We start from the raw sequence: 23,996 nt of genomic DNA on the forward strand, positions 1-23,996 counted from the left end.
CACCCCGTGCTGTTTCGGTGACGCCTGCGCAAACTAACACCTGGGAGCCACCCGATCTCGAACTGGCTGCCGAGGTGACCTTGGGAGTTGACTTTTCCTACCGACGAGTAACAGACTCTTGTTACCGCTAGTAACACATTATGCGCCGCCGCTGGAGGGGTCATGGCCGAGTTCACCATGGAACTCAACGACGAACAGAAGGAGGTCCGGGACTGGCTGCACGGTTTCGCGGCCGATGTGATCCGCCCCGCGGCCGCCGAATGGGACGAGCGTGAGGAGACTCCCTGGCCGGTCATCCAGGAGGCCGCCAAGGTCGGCATCTACTCCCTCGACTTCTACGCCCAGCAGTACTTCGACGCCACCGGCCTCGGCATACCGATGGCCATGGAGGAGCTGTTCTGGGGCGACGCGGGCATCGCCCTCTCCATCGTGGGCACGGGTCTCGCCGCCGTCGGCGTCCTCGCCAACGGCACCGAGGAGCAGATCGGCACCTGGATACCCCAGATGTACGGCGACCAGAACGATGTCAAGGTCGCCGCGTTCTGTTCCTCCGAGCCCGACGCCGGCTCCGACGTGGGCGCCATGCGCACCCGGGCCGTGTACGACGAGGCCAAGGACGAGTGGGTGATCAACGGCACGAAGACCTGGGCGACCAACGGCGGCATCGCCAACGTCCATGTCGTCGTCGCGGTCGTCGACCCGGAGCTGGGTTCCAAGGGGCACGCGTCCTTCATCGTGCCGGCGGGGACCCCCGGGCTCGCCCAGGGCCAGAAGTTCAAGAAGCACGGGATCCGTGCCTCGCACACCGCCGAGGTCATCCTGGACGGCGTCCGGGTGCCGGGTTCCTGCCTGCTCGGCGGCAAGGAGAAGCTGGACGAGCGCCTCGCCCGGGCCCGGGAGCGGGCGAAGTCGGGCGGCGAGCGCGTCAAGAACGCGGCGATGGCGACGTTCGAGGCGAGCCGGCCCGCGGTCGGTGCGATGGCCGTGGGTACGGCACGTGCCGCCTACGAGGTCGCCCTCGACTACGCCAAGACCCGTGAGCAGTTCGGGCGGCCGATCATCGACAACCAGGGCGTGGCCTTCCAGCTCGCGGACATGCGTACGTCCATCGACGCGGCGCGGCTGCTGGTGTGGCGGGCGTCTTGGATGGCGGTGAACGGGAAGCCGTTCACCGCCGCCGAGGGCTCGATGTCGAAGTTGTTCGCCAGCGAGACCGCGAAGAAGGTCACCGCGCAGGCGATCCAGATCCTGGGCGGCAACGGGTACACGCGGGAGTATCCGGTGGAGCGGATGCACCGCGACGCGGCGATCTACACGATCTTCGAGGGTACGAGTGAGGTGCAGCGGTTGGTGATCGCCCGGACCTTGTCGGGGATGCCGATCCGGTAGCGCCGTGGGGGTGCGGGTGCGTTGCGGGCCCACGCGGCGTCGTGGTTGCTCGCGCAGTTCCCCGCGCCCCTGGGTGGCTCTCCTCACCGGTGTTTCAACGGTGTGAGTTGCTCGATGTCGTAGCGCTTGCGGAGTTGCCCGATCGCCTCGAGGTCCGGAGGACCGTCGCTTCCGAGGATCTCCAGCAACTCCTCGAAGTAGCGCTCGTGGTCCGGCGGTGGCGATGCCTGGAAGAACATCCGCGCCGGGGTGTCCGTCGGGTTGGCGAAGGCGTGCGGGCAGCCGGGGGGTACGGCGATCAGCGTGCCCGGGGTTGCCCGCACCACCTTCGTGCCCGAACTCGACTGCCACTTCTGCCAGTTGTCGGGTGTGCGGATGCGCGGCTCGAAGGCGAGGACGTCCAGCTCGCCTTCGAGGACGTAGAACAACTCCTCGCTGCGAGTGTGCACATGGGCGCCCACGTCGAAGCCCGGCGGGACCTCCACCTCGAAGGTGGAGGCCATCCGCGAGTGCGTGCCCGTCACCTTGAAGGTGACGCGCTGGGCCGGCGATTGGACCACGCGCCCGTGTCCCGGTGGTACGAGGAGTCCCTCGGTCGTGGTCATGGGCCACTCACCAGGTCACCGGAAGTGCCTCGGGTCCCCGGATCAACGCGCCCTTTCTGAAGGGAACCTGGTCCGGGGGTACGGCGAGCCGCAGCCCTGGGAGCCGGTCGAGCAGAGCGTCCACCAGGAGTTCCTCCTCCAGTCTGCCGAGCTGGCCGCCGGGGCAGTAGTGCGGGCCGAACCCGAAGGACACATGCGGGTTGGGGCTGCGGGTGAGGTCGATCGTCTCGGGGTCCGGGAAGACCTCCGGGTCGCGGTTGGCGGCCAGGTACGAGACGTAGATCGGGTCGCCCGCACGGATCCGTACGCCCTTGATCTCCACGTCCTCCACGGCGATCCGGGACAGTCCCACCGCGCTGCGGTGCGGGATGTAGCGCAGCAGCTCGTCGATCGCCCTGGGGCGGATCTCCGGCTCGGTGCGCAGCCGGTCGAGGAGATCGGGGCGGGTCAGCAGCAGGTAGAACATCTGCCCGCTGTTGTTGGTGACCGCCTCGCCACCGATCTGGAGGAGGACGGCGAGACCGACGGCCTCCTCCAGGGTGACCTCGCCGCGGCCCACGGCCGCGCCCAGCAGGGAGGCCACGTCCTCGCCCGTACTGCCGTCGCGCAGGGCGATGAGGTCGCCGAAGTAGGCGCCCATCTCGCGCTTGGCCTTCTCGCTGACCTCCTTGCCGTGGCTGGAGGACAGGATCAGCTGGGTCCAGATGTGCATGGTGTGCCGGTCGGCGGCCGGAACTCCCATCACCTCGCAGATCACCGCGATGGGGAAGGGGCTCAGGACCGTCGCCGTGAGATCGGCGGGCGGGCCGTCCTGGATCAGCTCGTCGACGAGCTCGTCCAGCATGCGGCGGGCCTTCACCCGGACCCGCTCCACGCCCTTGGAGGTGAGCGCGGAGGCCACCGAGCGGCGCAGCCGCGTGTGGTCGGGCGGGTCCAGGAAGCCGACCGCGCCCCGGTCCGGGATGAAGTGCGGGGCGAGCCGGGTGACCGGCTGCTCCATCACCGCCTCACGGCTGAACCGGGGGTCGTTGGCCACCATCCGTACGTCGTCGTACCGGGTGACCAGCCAGGCCCAGCCCTCGCCGTTGGGCAGCTGGATCCGGGTGACCGGACCCTCCCGCATCAGCTCGGCCAGGGTGGGGTCGAAGTCCACCCCCGCCAGGTCCGGCACCTTCCAGTGCCGGACCGGGCAGGCGGCCTCCGTGGGGGAGTCCAGGGGCTCGCTGAGCGTCTTCTCGGTCATGCCGCCTCTTCGTCCGAACGCCGCCAGCGACCCAGCGACATTTCCGCGGTGATGCCGGGACCGAAGCCGGCCAGCAGGCCGCGCGCCTGGTGCTCGGCACCGCCCTCGTCGAACATCCGGCGCAGTGCGTCCAGGACGACGGCGCTGGCGATGTTGCCGTACTCGGTGAGCGTGGCCCGGCTGAACCGGAACGCGTGCGGATCCACCTGGAGGAACTTGCTCAGGTCGTCCAGGATTCGCGGCCCGCCCGCGTGGACTATGTAGAAGTCCAGGTCGGACGCGTTCCAGCCGTGCAGCCCTGCCAGGTCCTGGAGGGCCGGCGCGAGCGGCTCCATGGTCGCCGGGACCCGCTTGTCCAGCAGGAAGTGGAACCCGGTGGCCCGCACGTCGTACATGATCCACTCTTCGGTCTTGGGGATCAGGTACGAACCGTTGCGTTCGAGCTCGACGCCGGTGCCGCCCTTGCCGCGGACCACGGCGGCGGCTATGCCGTCACCGAAGAGGCCGTTGGAGAGCAGCGAGCCGACGCCGAGGTCGGTCGGCTGGTAGCACAGCGAGCAGAACTCGCAGGCCACGATGAGCGCGTTGGCGTCCGGGTACGCCGAGCAGAAGTCGTGCGCCCGGTTGATCGCCGCTCCGCCGGCCGCGCAGCCGAGCTGCGCGATGGGGATCTGGCGGGTGGTGGAGTCGAAGTCCATCTCGTTGATCAGCCACGCGGTGAGCGAGGGCATCATGAAGCCCGTGCACGAGACGTAGATGATCACGTCGATGTCGCTGGTGAGCAGCTCGGCGTCGTCGAGCGCTCGTTGGATGACTGCGGGGACCCGGGCCTTGGCCTCGACCTCGTAGAGCTTGTTGCGCTCCTCGAAGCCGGGGTGCTTGAGGGTTTCCTCGATCGGCTGCACGATGTGCCGGGTGCGAACGCCCGTGTTCTCGATCAGTCTCAGCGCCAACGGCAGCTGCGGGTGGTTCTCGTGGTGGGAGCGCGCCAGTTCCAGCGTCTCCTCCATCGTGATCACGTACTCCGGGACCGACACTGAGGGTTTGCACAAAGTCGCCATGAACCGTGCCTGCTTTCAGCCTTCCGGCGGGTTTGGGCCCGGCCGGTCAGAAGGTGGTTCACCTCAGGAGGTGGTTCCCTCACGATCACCCGTGAGGGCGATGATCTCTCGCCGGACTACTCCGAACCGGTGACCCCGTGTCAGGGTCGGAGCAGCACAGATGAATCCCGACGAGGAGGAAGCAATGCCTCGCACGGCCGCGGAATTGCTGAAAACGACCAGGTCAGAGCTGGCCCCGGACCCGAACGCGAATCCATTTGTTCCCCCCGTCGCCAGCGGCCGGGCGAGTCTGGAGACACTCGCCGCACTGGCCCTGGAACAACACCACGTGATTCCCGCCGACCACCGCGCGTTCCTGCATCTGGCGCAGCGCGCCACCGAGGAGTCGGCGGCCGCCGGGTTCTTCACCATGCTGGCCGAGGGCGAGGAACTCGCGGCAGAGCGGCTGGGCGCGTTCACCGAGGCGTGCGAAGTGGATCAGCGGCGCATGCAAGCGTACGAGCCCCTACCGGGCTGCCAGGCGTACCCGGCGTACATCTCCTGGCTCGCGCTCAACGCGACCCCGACGGACGCCGTCCTGTCCATCACGGCCAACTTCGCGACCTGGGGCACGTATTGCGCCCGCATCGCCGAGGGCCTGCGCACCCACTACGGCTTCACAGACGAGGCCTGCGCCTTCTTCGACTTCTTCGCGGCACCGGCTCCGACGTTGGACGAGCAGGCGACGGCAGCGGTACAGGCGGGACTGAACTCAGGAAGCCTGGACGAGAAGCGCGTGTACGCCTACGGCCGCTTGCTCCAGGCATACGAGGCGATGTTCTGGACGTCGCTGGCTGGACTTACGTAAAGGGGCGCGGGGCCTGTGCCGATGTGCGGCTACCGCCGCGTGGGCGCGACCAGCCGCAAACCACTCGCACCCGCCGAACTACCCCTGCTGCCCACTGCTGTGGGCGATACAAGCCACGTCGATCCGATCGGCGAGCTTCGCGAGCTCAATGGTCAGCGCGGCCACCGTGTCCTCGTCCAGCCCGCTCTCCCCGGCCTCCACCAGCCGGACCCACCGTCCGCCCACGGTCCGCAACAACTTACTCACGTCGGCCGCGGCCACCTGCAAGGTACCGCGGTCGTCGACGATCAGAGGCAGAGTCACTTCCCGGTTCACACCCGGATCGTAGCCGCGCAACCGTCACGCACCCTGCCAAACGGTGGTGATGTTGCAGAACTCCCGGATTCCGTGCCCGGACAGCTCACGCCCGTATCCGGACCGCTTCACACCCCCGAACGGGAACGCCGGGTGGGAGGCGGTCATGCCGTTGACGAACACGCCACCGGCCTCCAGATCCCGCACGAACCGGTCCACCTCGGCCTCGTCCCGCGTCCACACGTTCGAACTCAGCCCGAAGGGCGAGTCGTTGGCGATGAGGACCGCCTCGTCCAGGTCCGCAGCCCGGTAGAGCGTGGCCACCGGCCCGAACGCCTCCTCCCGGTGGATGCGCATGTCGCGGTGGATCCCGGAGAGCACGGTCGGCGGGTAGAACCAGCCGGGCCCCTCCGGCCGCTGCCCGCCGCACAGCACCCGCGCACCCGACCGCTTCGCGTCGTCGACGAGTTCCTCCAGGTCGGTCCGCCCCTGCTCGCTCGACAGCGGCCCGACGTCCGTCCCCTCGTCCATCGGGTCGCCCGTCCGCAGCGCCTTCATGCCCGCCACGAACCGCTCGGCGAAGGCGTCGTAGACGGCCGTGTGCACGATGAACCGCTTGGCGGCGATGCAGGACTGTCCGTTGTTCTGCACCCGCGCGGTCACCGCGATCCTCGCCGCGCGGTCGATGTCCGCCGAGGGCATCACCACGTAGGGGTCGCTGCCGCCCAGCTCCAGCACCGTCTTCTTGACCATCTCGCCGGCGGTGGCGGCGACCGCACGGCCCGCGGGTTCGCTGCCGGTGAGCGTCGCGGCCCGCACCCGCTCGTCGCGCAGGATGTCGTCGACCGCCCCGGAGCCGATCAGCAGCGTCTGGAAGCAGCCCTCCGGGAAGCCCGCCCGGTGGAAGAGGCCCTCCAGGTACAGGGCGGTCTGCGGGACGTTCGACGCGTGCTTGAGCAGGCCCACGTTGCCGGCCATCAGCGCCGGCGCGGCGAACCGGACCACCTGCCAGAGCGGGAAGTTCCACGGCATCACGGCCAGCACCGGCCCGATGGGGCGGTAGCGCACCCGCACCCGGGACGCGCCCGAGTCCTTCACGTCCGTCTCCGCCGGCTCCTCGTCGGCCAGCAGCTCCTCCGCGTGGTCGGCGTACCAGCGCATCGCCTTCGCGCACTTCGCGGCCTCCGCGCGGGCCTGCGCCAGCGGCTTGCCCATCTCGGTGGTCATGGTGCGGGCGATGTCGTCCTGGTCCGTGTCCAGCAGGTCGGCGGCCCGGTGCAGCAGCCGGGCGCGCTCGGCGAAGGCGCTCGTGCGGTACGTACGGAACGTCGCCTCAGCCAGTTCGAGCCGGCGTTCGAGTTCGTCCTCGTCCATGGCCTCGAACGTTTCGAGCGTCTCGCCGGTCGCCGGGTTCACCGTCGCGATGGGCATGGCTGACCTCCCTGGGAACGGGTTTGCTTCGACCTTCGCGCGCGGCCCGGTGGACCGCAACGTGTGCGCGGCTGTTCAGTCCGTGTGCTCCGCCAGCCGGTCGAGAAACGCGGCCTGCGCCTTGACGATCACCTCGCGGGCCCGGTCGGGGTGGAGCCAGGCCACCCGGTCCAGCTCGGGGAACTCCTGGATCCGGCCCGACCGCGGCGGCCACTCCATCGTGAAGGTGCCGGGGTCGGCCGCCGCCGGGTCCAGGTCGGCCTCGATCGCCCACACCGTCACGATCTTGCCGTTGCTCTGCCGGACCTCCCCGAGGTCGATCGCCTCGCCGTCCGGCGGCGGCAGCCCCAGCTCCTCCTGGAACTCACGGCGGGCCGCCTCCCAGGCCATCTCACCGGGCTCGTACTCGCCCTTGGGGACGCTCCACGCGCCCGCGTCCTTCTTCGCGAAGTAGGGTCCGCCCATATGGCCGAGCAATACCTCGACGCCGTGCTCGGTGTGCCGGAACAACAGCAGTCCGGCACTTCGCTTCGGCTCCGTCAACGCCGTACCTCCGGGTGGGCGGCCAGCAGGGTCTCCACCGTATCGGCCTCCTGAGGCCGCTTGTCCTCGCGGTAGCGGACGACCCGGGCGAAGCGGAGGGTGACGCCGGCCGGGTAACGGGAGGACTTCTGCAGGCCGTCGTAGGCGATCTCGACGACGAGTTCGGGGCGTACGGTCACCACCCGGCCGTTGTCCGAGACCTCCAGCTCCTTCAGCCGGGCGGTCTGCCACTCCAGCATCCCGTCGGTCATGCCCTTGAAGGTCTTGCCGAGCATGGCGAAGCCGCCGTCCGGGGTGCGGGCGCCGAGGTGGAGGTTGGAGAGCCTGCCGGTGCGCCGGCCGTGCCCCCACTCGGCGGCCAGGACGACCAGGTCGAGGGTGTGCACCGGCTTGACCTTCAGCCACGAGGCACCGCGCCGGCCCGCGCTGTAGGGGGCGTCCAGGGCCTTGACGACCACGCCCTCGTGGCCGCGCTCCAGGGTGGCGGCCAGGAACTCCTCGGCGGCCGCCGTGTCCTTCGGCCCGGACACCAGCGCCCGGCGGACCCGCATCGGCTCGGGGACCAGCCGGGCCAGCTCACTGTGCCGTTCGGCGAAGGGGAGGTCGAGGAGGTCGCGGTCGCCGACCGAGAGCGCGTCGAAGAAGACGGGGGAGACCGGCACCTCCCGCGCGGCCTTCGCCACGTCCGTCCGGGAGCCGACCCGGCCCGCCGTCTCCTGGAAGGAGCGCGGGCGGCCGTCGGCGTCGAAGGAGATCACCTCGCCGTCCAGGATGAACCGGCCGCCGCTCAACTCCAGGGCGGCGGAGGTCACTTCGGGGAGCCGGTCGGTGATGTCGTCGAGGGTGCGGGTGAAGACCCGTACGGTGTCGCCGTCCCGGTGGACCTGGACCCGGATGCCGTCGAGTTTCTCCTCGACCGCGCAGGCGCCCAGTTTCCCGACCGCCTCGGCGACCGAGGAGGCGGTGTGCGCCAGCATGGGCAACACCGGCCGGCCGACGGTGAGCCGGAAGCGGGCGAGGGCCGGCGGACCCTCCGCGAGCAGGGCCTCGGCCACCGTCTGGAGAGACCCGGCGAGCATCACCGCCCGGCGTACGTCGGCCGCGTCCGCGCCGGTCGCCTGCGCGAGCCCCTCCACGGCCACCGCGTCCAGGGCGCCCTGCCGTACCTCACCGGTGATCAGCCCCAGCAGGAAGCGCTGCTCGTCGGCGGTCGCCGCACCCATCAACTCACCCACGATACGGGCGCGTTCGGCCTGCGAACCGGGCCCGGCGACCTTGCCCAGCTCGGTCAGCCGGGTATCGACCTCACGGACGGTGAGGGACGGCTCGGCAGCCGGTGGGACCGGCCGGCTCAGCACCTTCCAGCCGACGCCGAGGCGGCCCTGCGGGAGACGGCCCGCCAGATAGGGGATGACGACCGGCACGTCGTCCGGGGCCGTCTCCCGGAAGAGGCCGGCGAGCAGGGCGGTCTTGCGGGACCGGGCCGCGGTGGCGGCGACCTCCCGGGACACTTCGGCGAGCCGGGTCAGCAGCATGCAGCCATGGTGCAACGGGCGGCTCCGGACTACACCCGCACGGCGGCGTCCAGATCCGCGAAGAGCAACTCGCCGTTGATCGCCGCACCGGCCCGGTAGCCCCGGCTGGCCGCGTTGACCACCTGCTCGGCGAAGCCGCTCGCGTTGCCGGCCGCCCACAGCCCGGGCACGGTCGTCAGGCCCCGCTCGTCGATCACCGGGTAGGTGCCGAAGGGCGTCTGCGTCATCTCCGCGCCCAGCCCGACCAGCAGGTCGTTGCGCGGGACCGGACGCGGGGCGACGAACAGGGCTTCCCGCGGGTGCACGCCGCCGTCCGAGAGCCGTACACCGGTGAGCCGGTCGTCCTCGACGCGCAGCCCCGCGACCTCGCCGGGCACCACCCGGACCCCGGCCGCGGCCAGCCGCCGCGAGTCGTCGGCGGACAGGTCGGTCTCGGCGACCTGGTGCAGGAACAGCGTCACGTCCTTGGACCACTGGGTGACCATCAGCGCCTGGTGCACGCTCATCGGCGTCGTGGCCAGGACGCCGAAGGCCTGGTCGCGGACCTCCCAGCCGTGGCAGTACGGGCAGTGCAGCACATCCCGGCCGAACCGCTCGGCGACCCCGGGCACGGGCGGCAGCTCGTCCTTGAGGCCGGTGGCGAGCACCAGCTGCCGGGCCCGGACCTGGCGGCCGCTCGCCAGCGACACCGTGAAGCCGCCGTCCCTGGACGCGTCCACCGCCCGGTCCCGGACCAGCTCCACGCCGTACCGCGCGATCTCCTCGCGGCCGACGGCCAGGAACTCCGCGGGCGGCATGCCGTCCCGGGACAGAAAGCCCTGCATGTGGGCGGCGGGAGCGTTGCGCGGCTCGCCCGCGTCGACGACCAGGGTGCGGCGCCGGGCCCGGCCCAGGACCAGCGCGGCGGACAGCCCGGCCGCACCGCCTCCGACGACGACCACTTCGTACGTATCGGTCATGGTGACCACCTCCGTCGGCGACGGTCGCGCATATCTGGCCGGATTGACAAACCTCGTTGCCGAAACTGCAATACGACCATGACTACGGACGACGTTCTCGCGGGGGTGGGCCCCCGGCTGCGCAAGCTCCGCAAGGAGCGGGAGGTCACCCTCGCCGCCCTCTCCGAGACCACCGGCATCTCGGTCAGCACCCTCTCCCGGCTGGAAGCGGGGCTGCGCAAGCCCAGCCTGGAGCTGCTGCTGCCGATCGCACAGGCCCACCAGGTGCCCCTGGACGAACTGGTCGGCGCCCCGCCGGTCGGGGATCCCCGGGTGCGGGCCAAGCCGATGGAGCGGTACGGCCGTACCTTCTGGCCGCTGACCCGGCAGCCCGGCGGCCTCCAGGCCTTCAAGGTGGTCGAACCGAAGCGGAAACTCGATCCCGAGCCGCGTACCCACGAGGGCTACGAGTGGCTGTACGTGCTGTCCGGGAAGCTGCGGCTGGTGCTCGGTGAGCACGACGTCGTCCTGGCGGCGGGGGAGGCGGCCGAGTTCGACACCCGGGTGCCGCACTGGTTCGGGTCGACGGGGGAGGGGCCGGTGGAGTTCCTCAGCCTGTTCGGGCCGCAGGGGGAGCGGATGCATGTGCGAGCACGGCCGAGAAGCACGGCGTGACGCGTCCGGCGTATCGTCAGCTGTTCCCTCATCGGCAAGCGACCGCTTAGTATGCGATGGACCCCGACGAAGCAGTCTGTGGAGGCACCGCATGCAGGCATGGCAAGTGCACGAGAACGGCGAGCCGAGCGAGGTGATGCGGCTCGAGGAGGTGGAGCGGCCCACGCCCGGTGACGGCCAGGTCCTGCTCAAGGTGCGTGCCGCCAACATCAACTTCCCCGACGTGCTGATGTGCCGGGGCCACTACCAGGTGCGGCCGCCGCTGCCCTTCACGCCCGGCGTGGAGATCTGCGGCGAGACCGAGGACGGGCGCCGGGTGATCGCCAACCCCGTGCTGCCGCACGGCGGCTTCGCCGAGTACGCGGTCGCGGACGCCGCCGCCCTGCTGCCCGCGCCGGACGCGCTGGACGACGCCGAGACCGCCGCCCTGCACATCGGGTACCAGACGGGCTGGTTCGGCCTGCACCGCAGGGCCGGACTCCAGGCCGGCGAGACACTGCTCGTGCACGCCGCCGCGGGCGGGGTCGGCAGCGCCGCCGTACAGCTCGGCAAGGCGGCCGGAGCCACCGTCATCGGTGTGGTCGGCGGCGCCGACAAGGCGGCCGTGGCCCGCGAGCTGGGCTGTGACGTCGTCATCGACCGGCGCGCCGAGGACGTCGTCGCCGCCGTCAAGGAGGCCACCGGCGGCCGGGGCGCCGACGTGATCTACGACCCGGTCGGCGGCGAGGCGTACACCCAGTCGACCAAGGTCGTCGCCTTCGAGGGCCGGATCGTGGTCGTCGGCTTCGCCAGCGGCACCATTCCGAGCCCGGCGCTCAACCACGCCCTCGTGAAGAACTACTCCATCCAGGGCCTGCACTGGGGCCTGTACGCCACCAAGAACCCCAAGCTGATCCTGCACTGCCACCAGCAGCTCACCGAGCTGGCCGCCAAGGGTGCCATCAAGCCCCTGGTCAGCGAGCGGGTACCGCTGTCCGAGGCCGCGGCGGCCGTACAGCGGGTCGGTGACGGCGTCACCACCGGCCGGGTCACCGTCGTACCGAAGGGAGCCGCGGCATGACCGACGCCGCCGAACTCACACGCCGTACAGCCGAGTTGCTGGCCGCGTACCCGCCCGCCACGACGGACCGGCTCGACTTCCTCAAGGCCCGCTTCGACGCGGGACTCGCCTGGGTGCACTACCCGGATGGCCTTGGCGGACTGGGCGCCCCGCGCTCCCTCCAGGTCGTCGTGGACGCCGAACTGGAAGCCGCCGGCGCCCCCGACAACGACTCGCGCCGCAACGGCATCGGACTCGGCATGGCCGCGCCGACCATCCTGAAGTACGGCACGGAGGAGCAGAAGCAGCGTTATCTGCGGCCGCTGTGGATCGGCGAGGAGGTCTGGTGCCAGCTGTTCAGCGAGCCCGGCGCCGGCTCCGACCTGGCCGCGCTCGGCACCCGCGCCGTCCGTGAGGGCGACCAGTGGATCGTCAACGGGCAGAAGGTGTGGACGTCCGGCGCGCACAACTCCCGCTGGGCCATCCTCATCGCCCGCACCGACCCGAACGTGCCCAAGCACGCGGGCATCACCTACTTCATCTGCGACATGACGGACCCGGGCGTGGACGTCCGGCCGCTGCGGCAGATCACCGGCGAGGCCGAGTTCAACGAGGTCTTCCTCACCGACGTCCGCATCCCCGACTCCCGCCGCCTCGGTGAGATCGGCGACGGCTGGCGGGTCGCGCAGACCACGCTGAACAACGAGCGCGTCGCCATCGGCGGCATGCGGCTGCCCCGCGAGGGCGGCATGATCGGCCCGGTCGCGAAGACCTGGCGCGAACGCCCCGAACTGCGCACCCACGACCTGCACCAGCGGCTGCTGAAGCTGTGGGTCGAGTCCGAGGTCGCCCGGCTCACCGCGGAGCGGCTGCGCCAGCAGCTCGTCGCCGGCCAGCCCGGCCCCGAGGGCGCCGGCATGAAACTCGCCTTCGCCCGCCTCAACCAGGAGATCAGCGGCCTGGAGGTCGAACTCCGGGGCGAGGAAGGCCTGCTGTACGACGACTGGACCATGCGCCGGCCCGAACTGGTGGACTTCGTCGGCCGCGACGCCGGCTACCGCTACCTCCGCGCCAAGGGCAACAGCATCGAGGGCGGGACCAGCGAGGTCCTGCTGAACATCGTCGCCGAGCGCGTGCTGGGCCTGCCGGCCGAGCCCCGCACCGACAAGGACGTCGCCTGGAAGGACCTCGCCCGATGACAACACAGCCCGACCTGCTGTACTCGGAGGAGGAAGAGGCGCTGCGGGCCGCGGTGCGGGATCTGCTCACCGACCGATGTGACCCGGCCGGAGTGATCGCTCGCACCGAGTCGGACGCGCCGCACGACATTGCGCTGTGGAAGATGCTCGCCGGCGGAATGGGCCTCGCGGGCCTGCTGATTCCCGAAACGCTGGACGGACAGGGCGCCACCCACCGGGAAGCCGCGGTCGTCCTGGAGGAACTGGGACGAGCGGTCGCGCCCGTGCCGTACCTGACGAGTGCGGTCGTCGCCACCGAAGCCCTGCTGGAGTGCGGGGCCGATGATCTGCTCGCGCAACTGGCGTCCGCGACGACGGTCGGGGCGCTCGCCGTCGAACTCAGCGTCGCTCCCGGTCGCGCCTACAAGGTCGTACGACACGAAAACGGCTCCCTGCACGGGGAGCTGACCGGCATCGCGGACGCGGCCGTGGCCGACGTGCTGTTGGTGCCCGCGGACGACGGAGGGCTGTACGCGGTGGACGCGGCAGCGGCGACCGTCACCCCCCAGGTGTCCCTGGACCTGACCCGGCCCGTCGCGACCGTGCGCCTGGACGGTGCCCGCGGGCGTCTCCTCGGCGACGCCGAACCCGCCGTACGGCGGGCCCTGCGGGCCGGGGCCGGGCTGCTGGCCTCCGAGCAGTTCGGTCTCGCCGAGTGGGCGCTGACCGAGACCGTGCGGTACCTCAAGGAGCGCAAGCAGTTCAACCGGCCGGTGGGCGGTTTCCAGGCGATCAAGCACCGGCTCGCGCAGCTGTGGCTGGAGGTCGTGAACCTTCGGGCTGCCGCGCGGGGGGCCGCCGATGCGCTGGCCTCCGGCGGGGACGCCGATGTGCTGGTGGCCGTTGCGCAGGCCTATGCGGGGCCGGTTGCCGTGCACGCGGCCGAGGAGGCGCTGCAGTTGCATGCGGGGATCGGGATGACCTGGGAACATCCGATCCATCTGTACCTCAAGCGGGCCAAGGCGGATTCGATTGCCTTTGGTACGGCGGGGGTGCACCGAGAGGCGCTGGCCGGGCTCCTCGATCTTCAAGCGCCGTGATGTGAAGGTCTTCGGGTGCGGGTGCGGGTGCGGGTGCGGGTGCGTGGGGGCTGGTCGCGCACCCGCGGCGGAACCGCATATCCGATACAGCCCCGCGCCCTTTTCGCGGCGCCGGCAGTGAGGTCCGCATGAAGTGAACCAGGGACGGCAGTCCAGCCAATTCCCTGCGCAGATACACCAATTGGCCCTTGCTCGAACGCATACTCCCTTGGGTCCCTCAAGGCCCTACAAGGGAGGCAGAGCACATGGCCCTCACCACCCGTCGCAGAGCCCTCGGCACCCTCGGCGCCGCCCTCGCGGGCGCTGTCGTGCTGCCCGGCGCACAGGCCTGGGCGGGCGGCGGTCACCGCGGCCCGCGTCCGCTGTGGCGTGCCCACGCCCACAACGACTACGAGCACACCCACCCCCTCTTCGACGCCCTCGGTCACCGCTTCGGCAGTGTCGAGGCCGACATCTTCCTCGTCGGCGACCAGCTGCTCATCGGCCACACCGCGGACGACCTCGACCCGAGCCGCACCCTGGAGTCCCTCTACCTGGACCCGCTGGCCCGGATCGTCAAGGCCAACCACGGTTCCGTGTACCGGGGTTGGCGCGAGCCGCTGCAACTGCTCATCGACATCAAGACCGAGGGATCGTCGACGTACCTCGAACTCGACCGGCATCTGCGGCGTTACCGGCACCTGTTCACGACGTACGCCCACGGCCGCGTCATCCCCGGTGCGGTCACCAACGTCATCTCCGGTGACCGTGCCGCGCGTACGCCGATGGAGGCGCAGACCGTGCGCCGCGCTTTCTACGACGGCCGGCTCACCGACCTCGGTACCTCGGCGCCCGCCTCCTTCGTCCCGCTGATCAGCGACAACTGGCAGCTCAACTTCACCTGGCTCGGGGAGGGCGCGTTCCCCGAGGCCGAGCGGCAGAAGCTGCGCGCCATCATCGGCCAGGCGCACGACCGCGGCCAGACGGTGCGCTTCTGGAACACCCCCGACGTGGCCGGGGCCGCCCGCGACGCGCTGTGGAGCGAACTGCTCGCCGCCGACGTCGACTACTTCAACACCGACGACCTGGTTGGCCTGGAAGCCTTCCTGGACACCCACCGGGCGTCGTAACACCACCCGAACGGGGCACGTGTCGACCGCACGGGCCCACCCTCCGCTACGCCACACTTGCGGCCGAACGCCCCGAAACGGGCGTGGCGGAGGAGGTTCGCGATGGCCGTTTCCATCTCTGTGGTGCTGCTGCTTCTGTTCCTGGCCGTGCTCTTCATGCGCCAGGGCGCGCTGAAGATCTCGCACGCCCTGGTCTGCATGCTGCTCGGCTTCTATCTGGCCAGCACCAGCATGGCGCCCACCATCAGCACAGGGCTCACCGCGACCGCCGACCTGGTGAGCAGTCTGCGGCCCTGAGCCGGCGGTCGGGGGCCGCCGACTCAGGGCTTCCGGTCCGGGCTTCCGGTGCTCGGCTCTCGGTGCGTGGCTTCCGGTCAGGGTTTCGAGAAGACCCCGATCCCGTTCGCCACGGCGCGTTCCGGGCTCTCGGTCGGGTGGTTGAGCACGCTCACCGTCTTGTCGCCCGGGGCGCGGGCCACCAGTGCCGTGGAGCCGCCGCCGTCCAGGCTGAACGCGTCGGCCGCTCCCAACTCCCGCATCTCGGCGGCGACTTCCGCGATGGTCATGCCGCTGCGGTAGGCCACCGAGCCGTCCAGCGCGAGCAGCAGGAGCTTGCGCCCGCCGTTCGTGTAGCCCGCGGCGGTGCGTACCGCCGCGGTGGTGTCGTTGAGCCCGGCCAGCGGCTCACCGCCGCGCAGCACCGGGTACCCGCCGACCGCGAAGCGGTACGGGACCTTGGAGGCGGAGGCAACCACCTGCCTGCGCACGGTGACCCGTTCGCCCTCGGTGAGCCGGCGCAGCTTGTCCGCGCCGCCCTCCCGGCCCAGCAGGACCGTCGTACCCGCCGCGATGGCACCGCTGCCCGGGCTGTCGGCGGTGGCGACGACCCTGCCGCCGCGGATCCGGACCTCGTAGGTGTCCGTGCTGCAGCCGGCCGCCCGGCTGGTGTCCGAGCCGCAGGTGGCGCGCTTGCGGGAGGCCGAGCCCCAGTCGGCGGTGTAGGCGCCGACGGAGTCCTGCGCCAGCGCGTACTGGTTGAGCCCCCGCAGTGCGAGGTTCCCGTCCGGGGTGCGGACGGTGCCCACGAGCGTCAGCCGGTCCAGCCGGGCCCGGCGGTCCACGCCGACGCCGAGGACGTCGGTGGTGGCGGTGCCGGGCGGCAGCGACGGGCCGAACCGCTGGGCCGTCGGCACCGCCGCCTTGAGCAGCCGGCCGTGGGCGATCGCCGGGCCGACGCTCGCGCCGGTCGCCTCGACGCCCGGGTGCTGGGTCTCGGTGATGTTGAAGAAGTCGCCGTTCACGCCCGCGACCGCGCCCGCCGCGTCCGCCATCGTGGACACCGGCGACCGGGCGGCCACCGCGCCCGGGTGGAGGAGGTCCACGTGGACGTGCGGATCGGTCAGGTCGACGGTCAGCAGATGGGCGTGGACCGTGCCCTTGGCCGCCGGGACGTCGAACTGCCGGTAGGTGACGCCGGACGCAATCTGTCCGGTGTCCGACACGGCGCCGGCCGGTACCGCCCCCGCGAGGGCCGCACCGGCCAGCACGCCGGACGTCGTGAGAATCGTGAACAGAGTTCGGGTCGTCGCTGCAAATCGTCTCTGACGATGCGTCACCGCACCCCCTGATGTCTCGTCAAGTACCTCAGGACTCAGGGAAGTGCAGCAGAAGAGAGTGACGGGCAGGGCGGCTAGACGTCGACTACGCGCGAACGGGTGAGAAAACGCACCCCCTCGGGTGCCTCCAGGGAGAAACCGCTTCCCCGTCCGGGTACCACGTCCACGATCAGCCGGGTGTGGCTCCACGCCTCGTACTGGCTCCGGGACATCCAGAAGGTGACCGGCTCCTCGACGCCGTCCACCGCCAGTTCGGCCAGCAGCACGTCCGAGCCGCCGGTGCGGAACTCGCCGTCGAGGTAGCACATGGGCGCGCTGCCGTCGCAGCAGCCGCCGGACTGGTGGAACATCAGCGGGCCGTGCTCGGCGCGCAGTCGGCGCACCAGCTCGGCTGCCTGCGGGGTGAGCTCGACGCGCGGTGGCGCCGTCCGGTCGTCCATGGTCACCCTCCTGGGGCCGGGGTGTCGGATCCCCTCAGTCTCACCTCTCGTCACCTGCGGGTCCAGAAGCGGTCGTTGACTACTCGGTGCGCAGTGCCGTCGCCGTCCGGACGCGGGCCGCCCAGCCCGCCGGGAGCAGTGCGCCGAGGACCGCGATCGCGGTGCCGCCCAGGGCGAGGAGGAGCAGTTCGGGCATCCGGTAGACGTCGAGGACCACGTCGGGCAGTCGCAGTCCGGCGCTGTCGCCCATGGCGGGCATGACCGTGCGGTGCACGGCGAGGCCCAGCGGGACGCCGAGCACGCCACCCGCCAGCCCGGGGAGGACGACCGAGGCGATCACCAGCGTCACCGTCTGCCGGGGTGTCATCCCGAGCGCCTTGTGGATGCCCAGGTCCCGGATGCGCTCATGGGTGTCGAGGACGACCCCGCCCAGCACCCCGAGTCCGGCCACCGCCACCAGGATCAGGGTGAGTGTCGCCGCCAGTGCGTCGAGGGCGACCACACCGTCGCTGCCGTTGACCGACCTGGTGTCGGTGGCCGAGACGCCGAGCGGCTTCAGCGCCGCGTTCAGGTGGGTCACGTACGCGTCGGCGTCGGTGCCCGGGACGAGCCGCACGGCGTGGTCGGCGGGGTGCAGGTCCGGGTCGGCGGTCCGGAGCGTCGCCAGGTCCGTGAACACCCGCATGCCCTGCTGGCCGGTGTCGAAGACCTCGCCCACGATCCGGATCCGCACCGGCGAGCCGTTCACGGTGACGGTGACCGTGTCGCCCACCTCGGCCCCGCTCGCGGTCAGCAACGGGGCCGCCACCACCGCCTCGCCCGCCGCCCGGATCCAGCGCCCCGACACCATGGCGAAGCCGCCCCAGGAGGCGTCGCCGTCGTAGGCGAACACCGGCACGCTTCCCGTCACCCCGGCGACCTCGGCCTCGGTCGTGACGCTGCCGTACTGGTCGCGGGTGCCCGGCTGGGCGGCGATCGCGTCCCGCACGGCGGCGGCCTCGGCCGCCGTCACCCGCGTGGTGCCCGGCGGCACGCGCCCCGGACCTTCCGGCTGCCGGGTGCTCACGGTCACGTCGGCCGCGTTGTGGTTCTTGGCGGTGATCACCTCGCCCAGGGACGCGGCCATCCCGACGGCGAAGGTGACCGCCGCCGTGCCGAAGACGACCGCCGCGACCATCGAGGCGGCGCGGGCGGGCCGGTGGAAGGGCCGGGCCAGTCCGAGGCCCACCGCCCGTGGCACCGGCAGCCGGGCCGCCAGCCGAGCCGTCGTACGGCCCCGGCCCGCCGCCGGGGTGCGGCCCACGGCCAGCGCGTCGACCGTGCGCAGCCGTCCGGCCCGCCACGCGCTCAGCCACGCCGTGCCGGCCACCACGCCCAGCACACCGCCCACGACGGCCACATCGACCCCGGCGGAGACCGCGAGTCCGACCGACCCGTACACGGCCGAGGTGTCCGCCAGCAGAGGGGTGGCGAGCAGGTGTCCGGCGGCCAGGCCCAGCCCGGTGCCGATCGCGGCGGGCACCAGCGCCTGCGCCACGTAGGCCCGGACGACCTGACCCGGAGTGCAGCCGACCGCCTTGAGGACGCCGATCCGCCGCAGCCCGGTGCCCACCGCACCGGCCACCACGTTCCCGACGACCAGCGTCGACATCACCAGCCCCAGCACCCCGAAGGCGACCAGGAACGGCACGTACAGGGCGGTCTCACGGGTCGCGAACTGCCGTACGGAGAGCCAGGACCGGGCCCCCGAGAGCGCTCCCGCCGGTACGGCCGTCGTCACCGCCGCACGGTCCCGGGCCACTTGTGCCTCGGTGGCCGCGTGGGCGAAGCGGTACAGCATCTGATAGCCGCCGGCGCGACCGGAGCCGGTCAGCCCGGCGATCTGCGCCGGCACCACCCACGCGTCGGCGGTACGGCTGACCGAGCGGGCCGTGCCGACCACGGTGAGCGTCGGACTGCCGGGCAGGTTGGGGAAGTCCAGCCGCTGCCCGAGCCGTACGGGCGGGCCGTCCTGGTCCGCCGCGAGCACGATCTCGCCGGTCCGGCGCGCCCACCGGCCCTCGGTCACCGTGAGCCGGTCCACCGCCCCGCCGGGACCGGCCCGCCCGACGACCGACAGCGTGCCCGCGCCGTCCGGCGTGGCGGTCGCCGTCGGGAACGGGCCGGACGACCCCGTCACCCCGGACGCGTGGGCGGAGGCGGCGAGTTGGGCCGGGCCCGCCCGGCCCGCGTCGAACTGCGCGGTGAGCTGGGCCCCGTGCTGCTGCCCGAACGCCTTGTCGAAGGGGGCGCGCGAGGCCACCAGCAGCGCTGCGGCCAGCACGGACGCCGTCACCGCCAGCAGTGCGGCCAGGGCGATGACCAGCGACTGGGTACGGCGCCGGGCCATGCCCGACCGGACGACCCGGACGAGGGCGCTCATCGGACCGCCTTCGTCGGGACGTCGGCGCTGATACGGCCGTCGGCGAGGTGGACCGTACGCCGGGTGCAGGCCCTGGCCAGGTCGTGGTCGTGAGTGACCAGGACCAGGGTCTGGCCGTCGGCGTTGAGCTCCTGGAGAAGGTGGCTGACGTCCGCGCCGGACACGGAGTCCAGCGCACCGGTCGGTTCGTCGGCCAGCAGCAGCGCGGGCCGGTTCATCAACGCCCGCGCCACCGCGACGCGTTGCCGCTGACCGCCGGAGAGCCGGCCCGGGTAGGCGCTCGCGTGCGCCGCGATACCCAGCGATTCGAGCAGCTCCGCCGCCCGGCGGGCGGCCTCCCGCCTTCCCGTTCCGGCGAGTTGGGCGGGCAGCACGACATTGTCGGCGACGGTCAGGTCGTCCAGCAGGTTGAAGAACTGGAACACCATCCCGACCCTGTTCCGCCGGTAACGGGCCGCGCCTGCCTCGCCCAGCCGGTCCACCCGGACGCCGTCCACGGTCACCGTGCCCTCGTCCGGCCGGTCCAGGCCGGCGATCAGGTTCAGCAGCGTCGACTTGCCGCTGCCGGAAGGACCCAGTACCGCGACGGCCTCCCCGGGGGCCACGGTCAGGGTCACGTCCAGCAGCGCGGGCGGGCCGGCGTCGTAGCGCCTGGTCACGTCCCGTAGTTCGATCAGTGGTGTCGTCATCGGTGGGTCTCCGTCCCTCGGTGGCCGCCGACGCTAGGGAACGGGCCGGGCCGGGCACGACGGGCGCGGGGCGTAATCGCCGTACCGCCTCGGAGGTAGGGGTGGCGGGGTCATCCCTGAGATGTAGTCCCGGGAGGGATGCCCGGGGGCCGGGGGGGCGCCGAGAATACGGGGATGACGACGACATGGGCGCCCGGCCCGCTGGTACGGCTGCGCGCACTGGCGGAGCCGAGCGGTCCGGCGCCCGAACCCACCGCGCGCGCCCGGCTCTTCGACGCCGGCCTCGCCCTGCTCGTCCTCGTCTCCGAGATCCAGTACGCGGGAGACCCGGACGACCCGACCGGGCGGCACAGCACGGTGGGCCTGATCTGCCTGGCGGCCCTGGCTGCCGTACCGCTCGCCTGGCGCCGCCGCTACCCACTGGCCGTGCTCTGGATCGTGCTGGCGGCGAACGTGGCCACTCCCGGTGACGTCACCCGGCTCACGTTCTACGCCTGTGTCATCGCCGCCTACAGCGCCGCCGCCTACAGCCGTTACCAGGCGGCGGCGAGGGCCTCGCTCGCGTCGGCCGTGCTGCTCAGCCTCACGATCGGAAGATCGGTGCCGCACACCCCGTTCGGCGTCGAACCCACCGTCCCCACCCAGTACGTGCCCCTGATGATCTCAGCCCCGCTGGTCCTGGCCACCCTCGGACTGCGCACCTGGAAGGTCCGGGCCGAAGAGAGCCGGGACCGGCTGGCTGCGGTCGAGCGGCGGCGCGCCGAGGAGACGCGCCGGGCCGTGGAGCACGAACGGGCCAGGATCGCCCGGGAGTTGCACGATGTCGTGACCCACAACGTGAGCGTGATGGTCATCCAGGCCGGCGCCGCCCGCAAGATCATGGACCGTTCGCCGGAACAGGCACGCGAGGCGCTGCTCGCGGTGGAGGCGGGCGGTCGCACCGCGATGGGGGAGCTGCGGCAGGTGATGGGACTGCTGACCATGGACGATCCCGGGGAGGCGGACCTCGCTCCGCAGCCCGGCCTTGACCGGCTCGACCCGCTGCTCGACCGTATCCGCGGCACCGGTACGGCCGTCGAGCTCACGGTGTCCGGGACGGCCCGGCCGCTGCCCGCGGGCGTGGAGCTGACCGCCTACCGGGTGGTGCAGGAGGCGCTGACCAACACCCTGAAGCACGCGGCCGGTTCGAAGGCGAGCGTGCGCGTCGAGTACGGTGACGACGAACTGCGGGTCGAGGTCACCGACTCCGGCGGCAGTCCCGGACCGGGCGCCGCGACGGGCAACGGGCGCGGACTGGTCGGGCTGCGCGAGCGGCTCGCCGTGCACGACGGCACCCTGAGCAACGGACCGCGCCCGCTGGGCGGTTACCGGGTCCGGGCCCTGATTCCCCTGGAGCACAGTTGAGTTCACCGGCGAGTCCGCCCCGGGTCGTCGTCGTGGACGACCAGGCCCTGGTGCGCACCGGCTTCCGGCTGATCCTCACCGCCGACGGCATCGAGGTCGTCGCCGAGGCCACCGACGGCCACCAGGCCGTGGACGCGGTCCGGCGCACCCGGCCGGACGTCGTCCTGATGGACATCCGGATGCCCGAGCTGGACGGCCTGGAGGCGGCCCGCCGGATCCTCGCCACCCCCGACCCGCCCCGCGTCCTGATGCTGACCACCTTCGACCTCGACCGGTACGTGTACGCGGCGCTGTCCGCCGGAGCCAGCGGCTTCCTGCTCAAGGACGTCACCCCCGAACACCTGACGGCCGCCGTCCGCACGGTCCGGGCCGGCGACGCACTGCTGGCGCCCGCCATCACCCGCCGCCTCGTCGAACGCTTCGCCCGCACCGGCGGCGACAGCGGCACGCACCACCGCGACCTCGGCCATCTCACCCCACGCGAACTCGACGTCCTGCGCCTGCTCGCCCAGGGCCTGTCCAACGCCGAACTCGCCGCGCGCCTCCACCTCTCCGAGGCCACCGTCAAGACCCATGTCTCCCGCCTCCTCGGCAAACTCTCCCTGCGCGACCGCGCCCAGGCGGTGGTCGTCGCCTACGAGACCGGACTGGTCACCCCGGGCGACCGGTAAGAACCCCTTCTCACACGGCGGTTGGGCCAGAGGGCCCGGTCCGCCGCACGACCCGGTCGACCGCTTTGCCGCGTGCCGAGTCCGCCCAGCCCCCGGCGCCGGCCGAGGCCCTCCTGTCCACGGGCGACGCGACCCAGGTCCACGACGACGCGGACTCCGCCTGCGCCGCACGCGCGGGAATCGATCACCGGATCTGACCTCGGAGGGCGGGAGCGGTCCGGCGAACACTCCCGCACCCCCATTGACCCGAGTGCGTCCGCATCCGTAGCCCCTGTCTCCGTATGTAGACGCTGTCTCTGTACGCGCGTATCATTCATGAACATGGACACGGATGTGACACTCGGGTCGAAGGGGAACCGGCTTGCCTCTACTCGTCGCAGTCGGCGTGGCCGTGGTGTGTAAGCCCCTCTTCCGTAAGGACGTTCGCCCATGAGTCAGCCCGTCGTCACCCGCTTCTCCGTGTACCCGGTGGCAGGCCGGGACTCCATGCTGCTCAACCTCTCCGGTGCCCATGCCCCGTACTTCACCCGCAACGTCCTGGTCGTCGAGGACTCCGAGGGCCGGACGGGGCTCGGCGAGGTGCCCGGAGGGGAGGCGATCACCCGGACGCTGCGGGACGCCGAGTCCCTGGTCGTCGGCGCACGGCTCGGTGACCACAAGCGGGTGTTGAGGGCCGTCGGGGAGGCGTTCGGCGGCCGGGACGCCGGTGGCCGCGGTGAGCAGACCTTCGACCTGCGGACGACCGTGCACGCCGTCACCGCCGTCGAGTCAGCCCTCCTCGACCTGCTCGGCCAGCACCTGGAGGTGCCCGTCGCCGCCCTGCTCGGCGACGGCAAGCAGCGCGACTCGGTGCGCGTCCTCGGCTACCTCTTCTACGTCGGCGACCCCGACCGCACCGACCTGGACTACCTCCGCGAACCCGACGCCGACGTGGACTGGTACCGCATCCGCCGGGAGGAGGCGCTCACCCCGGAGTCGATCGTCCGGCAGGCCGAAGCGGCCTACGACCACTACGGCTTCCGGGACTTCAAGCTCAAGGGCGGGGTCCTGGCGGGCGCCGAGGAGGTCAAGGCCGTCCAGGCGCTGAAGCAACGCTTCCCCGAGGCCCGGATCACCCTCGACCCCAACGGCGCCTGGTCCCTGCGGGAGGCCGTCGAACTGTGCCGGCCGCTGCTCGGCACCCTCGCCTACGCCGAGGATCCCTGCGGTGCCGAGGGCGGCTACTCCGGGCGCGAGATCCTCGCCGAGTTCCGCCGGGCCACCGGCCTGCCCACCGCGACCAACATGATCGCCACCGACTGGCGGCAGCTCACCCACGCCCTGGCCCTGCAGTCGGTCTCCATCCCGCTCGCGGATCCGCACTTCTGGACCCTGAGCGGTTCGGTGCGGGTGGCACAGCTCTGCCACGAGATGGGGCTGACCTGGGGCTGCCACTCGAACAACCACTTCGACATCTCCCTGGCCATGATGGCCCACTGCGGCGCCGCGGCCCCCGGCGACTACAACGCCCTGGACACGCACTGGATCTGGCAGGAGGGCCGCGAGCGCCTCACCGTCGCACCGCCGAGGATCGTCGACGGCGAGGTCGCCGTCACCGACGCCCCCGGGCTCGGCATCCGCCTCGACATGGACCGGCTGCTCGCGGCCCACGCTCTCCACGAGGAGCGGAACCTCGGCGCGGGCCGCGACGACGCGACCGGGATGCGCTACCTCGTGGACGGCTGGACCTTCGACGCCAAGCGGCCCTGTCTGGTGCGTTAGCGGGGC

At 71.7% G+C, this 23,996-nt stretch carries 23 protein-coding genes; 11 read left to right on the forward strand and 12 right to left on the reverse strand.

Annotated elements, in window-relative coordinates; genetic code table 11:
• Window positions 1-162 precede the first annotated feature (162 nt).
• On the forward strand, window positions 163-1,389 hold the full coding sequence (locus tag ACZ5K7_RS21920) for an acyl-CoA dehydrogenase family protein (RefSeq protein ID WP_351698384.1): 1,227 nt from the start codon (window positions 163-165) through the stop codon (window positions 1,387-1,389).
• Between the two features lie 83 nt (window positions 1,390-1,472).
• On the opposite strand, the gene ACZ5K7_RS21925 is transcribed toward ACZ5K7_RS21920, so the two are convergent.
• From ACZ5K7_RS21925 to ACZ5K7_RS21935, 3 genes are read right to left on the reverse strand one after another with little or no spacing between them, the layout of a single operon-like run.
• The gene (locus ACZ5K7_RS21925) at window positions 1,473-1,994 is read right to left on the reverse strand and encodes a cupin domain-containing protein (protein WP_351698386.1); all 522 of its coding nucleotides are present in this window, start codon (window positions 1,992-1,994) and stop codon (window positions 1,473-1,475) included.
• 7 nt (window positions 1,995-2,001) lie between these two features.
• A complete protein-coding gene (locus tag ACZ5K7_RS21930) occupies window positions 2,002-3,237 on the reverse strand; it encodes a cytochrome P450 (RefSeq protein ID WP_468915427.1) in 1,236 nt (411 codons plus the stop codon).
• The gene (locus ACZ5K7_RS21935) at window positions 3,234-4,298 is read right to left on the reverse strand and encodes a type III polyketide synthase (RefSeq protein WP_351698390.1); all 1,065 of its coding nucleotides are present in this window, start codon (window positions 4,296-4,298) and stop codon (window positions 3,234-3,236) included. Before ACZ5K7_RS21935 ends, ACZ5K7_RS21930 begins: the two co-directional genes overlap by 4 nt.
• Window positions 4,299-4,458: 160 nt before the next feature.
• Between ACZ5K7_RS21935 and ACZ5K7_RS21940 the strand changes: the two genes are divergently transcribed.
• Window positions 4,459-5,145, forward strand: coding sequence for a thiaminase II/PqqC family protein (locus tag ACZ5K7_RS21940; RefSeq protein ID WP_468915429.1), 687 nt, complete (start codon window positions 4,459-4,461; stop codon window positions 5,143-5,145).
• 78 nt (window positions 5,146-5,223) lie between these two features.
• Here ACZ5K7_RS21940 and ACZ5K7_RS21945 read toward each other — a convergent pair whose 3' ends face one another.
• The 5 genes from ACZ5K7_RS21945 to ACZ5K7_RS21965 all read right to left on the reverse strand — a co-directional run bounded on the left by ACZ5K7_RS21945 (window position 5,224) and on the right by ACZ5K7_RS21965 (window position 9,907).
• Window positions 5,224-5,460, reverse strand: a complete 237-nt coding sequence (locus ACZ5K7_RS21945) for a DUF6213 family protein (protein ID WP_351698394.1) — start codon at window positions 5,458-5,460, stop codon at window positions 5,224-5,226.
• Window positions 5,461-5,484: 24 nt separating this feature from the next.
• Complete coding sequence (locus ACZ5K7_RS21950; protein WP_468915432.1) at window positions 5,485-6,870, reverse strand: NADP-dependent succinic semialdehyde dehydrogenase; 1,386 nt, start codon at window positions 6,868-6,870, stop codon at window positions 5,485-5,487.
• A gap of 75 nt (window positions 6,871-6,945) precedes the next feature.
• Window positions 6,946-7,413: an NUDIX hydrolase gene (locus tag ACZ5K7_RS21955; RefSeq protein WP_351698396.1), complete on the reverse strand. Its 468-nt coding sequence runs from the start codon at window positions 7,411-7,413 to the stop codon at window positions 6,946-6,948.
• Window positions 7,410-8,948 (reverse strand): ATP-dependent DNA ligase, encoded by a 1,539-nt coding sequence (locus ACZ5K7_RS21960; protein ID WP_468915434.1) that lies wholly within the window; start codon window positions 8,946-8,948, stop codon window positions 7,410-7,412. The genes ACZ5K7_RS21955 and ACZ5K7_RS21960 overlap by 4 nt, the downstream gene beginning before the upstream one ends.
• A 29-nt stretch (window positions 8,949-8,977) precedes the next feature.
• Window positions 8,978-9,907, reverse strand: a complete 930-nt coding sequence (locus ACZ5K7_RS21965) for an NAD(P)/FAD-dependent oxidoreductase (RefSeq protein ID WP_468915436.1) — start codon at window positions 9,905-9,907, stop codon at window positions 8,978-8,980.
• 78 nt (window positions 9,908-9,985) lie between these two features.
• Between ACZ5K7_RS21965 and ACZ5K7_RS21970 the strand changes: the two genes are divergently transcribed.
• The 6 genes from ACZ5K7_RS21970 (at window position 9,986) to ACZ5K7_RS21995 (ending at window position 15,284) form a co-directional block, all read left to right on the forward strand.
• Window positions 9,986-10,561 carry a helix-turn-helix domain-containing protein gene (locus tag ACZ5K7_RS21970; RefSeq protein ID WP_351698402.1) on the forward strand — a complete coding sequence of 192 codons (576 nt, stop codon included), beginning with the start codon at window positions 9,986-9,988 and terminating at the stop codon, window positions 10,559-10,561.
• 91 nt (window positions 10,562-10,652) lie between these two features.
• A complete protein-coding gene (locus ACZ5K7_RS21975) occupies window positions 10,653-11,621 on the forward strand; it encodes an NADPH:quinone oxidoreductase family protein (protein ID WP_468915438.1) in 969 nt (322 codons plus the stop codon).
• A complete protein-coding gene (locus ACZ5K7_RS21980; protein ID WP_468915440.1) occupies window positions 11,618-12,799 on the forward strand; it encodes an acyl-CoA dehydrogenase family protein in 1,182 nt (393 codons plus the stop codon). Before ACZ5K7_RS21975 ends, ACZ5K7_RS21980 begins: the two co-directional genes overlap by 4 nt.
• Window positions 12,796-13,878 (forward strand): acyl-CoA dehydrogenase family protein, encoded by a 1,083-nt coding sequence (locus ACZ5K7_RS21985; RefSeq protein WP_351698408.1) that lies wholly within the window; start codon window positions 12,796-12,798, stop codon window positions 13,876-13,878. Before ACZ5K7_RS21980 ends, ACZ5K7_RS21985 begins: the two co-directional genes overlap by 4 nt.
• Window positions 13,879-14,123: 245 nt before the next feature.
• Window positions 14,124-14,987 (forward strand): phosphatidylinositol-specific phospholipase C/glycerophosphodiester phosphodiesterase family protein, encoded by an 864-nt coding sequence (locus ACZ5K7_RS21990; protein ID WP_351698410.1) that lies wholly within the window; start codon window positions 14,124-14,126, stop codon window positions 14,985-14,987.
• A 102-nt stretch (window positions 14,988-15,089) separates the two neighbouring features.
• Entirely contained in the window at window positions 15,090-15,284 is a 195-nt protein-coding gene (locus ACZ5K7_RS21995) for a hypothetical protein (protein ID WP_351698412.1), read from the forward strand.
• 77 nt (window positions 15,285-15,361) lie between these two features.
• Here the strand turns inward: ACZ5K7_RS21995 and ACZ5K7_RS22000 are convergent, their stop codons facing one another.
• The 4 genes from ACZ5K7_RS22000 to ACZ5K7_RS22015 all read right to left on the reverse strand — a co-directional run bounded on the left by ACZ5K7_RS22000 (window position 15,362) and on the right by ACZ5K7_RS22015 (window position 20,154).
• Window positions 15,362-16,534, reverse strand: coding sequence for a phosphodiester glycosidase family protein (locus tag ACZ5K7_RS22000; RefSeq protein WP_468915443.1), 1,173 nt, complete (start codon window positions 16,532-16,534; stop codon window positions 15,362-15,364).
• Between the two features lie 143 nt (window positions 16,535-16,677).
• Window positions 16,678-17,043, reverse strand: a complete 366-nt coding sequence (locus ACZ5K7_RS22005) for a DUF779 domain-containing protein (RefSeq protein ID WP_351698416.1) — start codon at window positions 17,041-17,043, stop codon at window positions 16,678-16,680.
• A 79-nt stretch (window positions 17,044-17,122) separates the two neighbouring features.
• Window positions 17,123-19,465 (reverse strand): ABC transporter permease, encoded by a 2,343-nt coding sequence (locus tag ACZ5K7_RS22010; protein ID WP_468915445.1) that lies wholly within the window; start codon window positions 19,463-19,465, stop codon window positions 17,123-17,125.
• Window positions 19,462-20,154, reverse strand: coding sequence for an ABC transporter ATP-binding protein (locus ACZ5K7_RS22015; RefSeq protein WP_468915447.1), 693 nt, complete (start codon window positions 20,152-20,154; stop codon window positions 19,462-19,464). Before ACZ5K7_RS22015 ends, ACZ5K7_RS22010 begins: the two co-directional genes overlap by 4 nt.
• Window positions 20,155-20,328: 174 nt before the next feature.
• Here ACZ5K7_RS22015 and ACZ5K7_RS22020 point away from each other — a divergent pair, with 174 nt between their 5' ends.
• The 3 genes from ACZ5K7_RS22020 to ACZ5K7_RS22030 all read left to right on the forward strand — a co-directional run bounded on the left by ACZ5K7_RS22020 (window position 20,329) and on the right by ACZ5K7_RS22030 (window position 23,990).
• Complete coding sequence (locus ACZ5K7_RS22020) at window positions 20,329-21,558, forward strand: sensor histidine kinase (RefSeq protein WP_351698422.1); 1,230 nt, start codon at window positions 20,329-20,331, stop codon at window positions 21,556-21,558.
• Window positions 21,555-22,229: a response regulator transcription factor gene (locus ACZ5K7_RS22025; protein WP_351698424.1), complete on the forward strand. Its 675-nt coding sequence runs from the start codon at window positions 21,555-21,557 to the stop codon at window positions 22,227-22,229. The genes ACZ5K7_RS22020 and ACZ5K7_RS22025 overlap by 4 nt, the downstream gene beginning before the upstream one ends.
• 429 nt (window positions 22,230-22,658) lie before the next feature.
• Window positions 22,659-23,990: an enolase C-terminal domain-like protein gene (locus ACZ5K7_RS22030; protein ID WP_351698426.1), complete on the forward strand. Its 1,332-nt coding sequence runs from the start codon at window positions 22,659-22,661 to the stop codon at window positions 23,988-23,990.
• Window positions 23,991-23,996: the final 6 nt, after the last annotated feature.

It is taken from the genome of Streptomyces sp. NPDC031497 (genome assembly GCF_055580905.1).

Bases quoted from the DNA above. Each gene is read 5' to 3' on its own strand.
- ACZ5K7_RS22030 (WP_351698426.1), top strand. From the start codon at position 22,659: ATGAGTCAGCCCGTCGTCACCCGCTTCTCCGTGTACCCGGTGGCAGGC.
- ACZ5K7_RS21965 (WP_468915436.1), bottom strand. From the start codon at position 9,907: ATGACCGATACGTACGAAGTGGTCGTCGTCGGAGGCGGTGCGGCCGGG.
- ACZ5K7_RS21975 (WP_468915438.1), top strand. From the start codon at position 10,653: ATGCAGGCATGGCAAGTGCACGAGAACGGCGAGCCGAGCGAGGTGATG.
- ACZ5K7_RS22015 (WP_468915447.1), bottom strand. From the start codon at position 20,154: ATGACGACACCACTGATCGAACTACGGGACGTGACCAGGCGCTACGAC.
- ACZ5K7_RS21960 (WP_468915434.1), bottom strand. From the start codon at position 8,948: ATGCTGCTGACCCGGCTCGCCGAAGTGTCCCGGGAGGTCGCCGCCACC.
- ACZ5K7_RS21935 (WP_351698390.1), bottom strand. From the start codon at position 4,298: ATGGCGACTTTGTGCAAACCCTCAGTGTCGGTCCCGGAGTACGTGATC.
- ACZ5K7_RS22020 (WP_351698422.1), top strand. From the start codon at position 20,329: ATGACGACGACATGGGCGCCCGGCCCGCTGGTACGGCTGCGCGCACTG.
- ACZ5K7_RS21925 (WP_351698386.1), bottom strand. From the start codon at position 1,994: ATGACCACGACCGAGGGACTCCTCGTACCACCGGGACACGGGCGCGTG.
- ACZ5K7_RS22005 (WP_351698416.1), bottom strand. From the start codon at position 17,043: ATGGACGACCGGACGGCGCCACCGCGCGTCGAGCTCACCCCGCAGGCA.
- ACZ5K7_RS21940 (WP_468915429.1), top strand. From the start codon at position 4,459: ATGAATCCCGACGAGGAGGAAGCAATGCCTCGCACGGCCGCGGAATTG.
- ACZ5K7_RS21970 (WP_351698402.1), top strand. From the start codon at position 9,986: ATGACTACGGACGACGTTCTCGCGGGGGTGGGCCCCCGGCTGCGCAAG.
- ACZ5K7_RS21980 (WP_468915440.1), top strand. From the start codon at position 11,618: ATGACCGACGCCGCCGAACTCACACGCCGTACAGCCGAGTTGCTGGCC.
- ACZ5K7_RS21990 (WP_351698410.1), top strand. From the start codon at position 14,124: ATGGCCCTCACCACCCGTCGCAGAGCCCTCGGCACCCTCGGCGCCGCC.
- ACZ5K7_RS21930 (WP_468915427.1), bottom strand. From the start codon at position 3,237: ATGACCGAGAAGACGCTCAGCGAGCCCCTGGACTCCCCCACGGAGGCC.
- ACZ5K7_RS21920 (WP_351698384.1), top strand. From the start codon at position 163: ATGGCCGAGTTCACCATGGAACTCAACGACGAACAGAAGGAGGTCCGG.
- ACZ5K7_RS21985 (WP_351698408.1), top strand. From the start codon at position 12,796: ATGACAACACAGCCCGACCTGCTGTACTCGGAGGAGGAAGAGGCGCTG.
- ACZ5K7_RS22010 (WP_468915445.1), bottom strand. From the start codon at position 19,465: ATGAGCGCCCTCGTCCGGGTCGTCCGGTCGGGCATGGCCCGGCGCCGT.
- ACZ5K7_RS21995 (WP_351698412.1), top strand. From the start codon at position 15,090: ATGGCCGTTTCCATCTCTGTGGTGCTGCTGCTTCTGTTCCTGGCCGTG.
- ACZ5K7_RS21950 (WP_468915432.1), bottom strand. From the start codon at position 6,870: ATGCCCATCGCGACGGTGAACCCGGCGACCGGCGAGACGCTCGAAACG.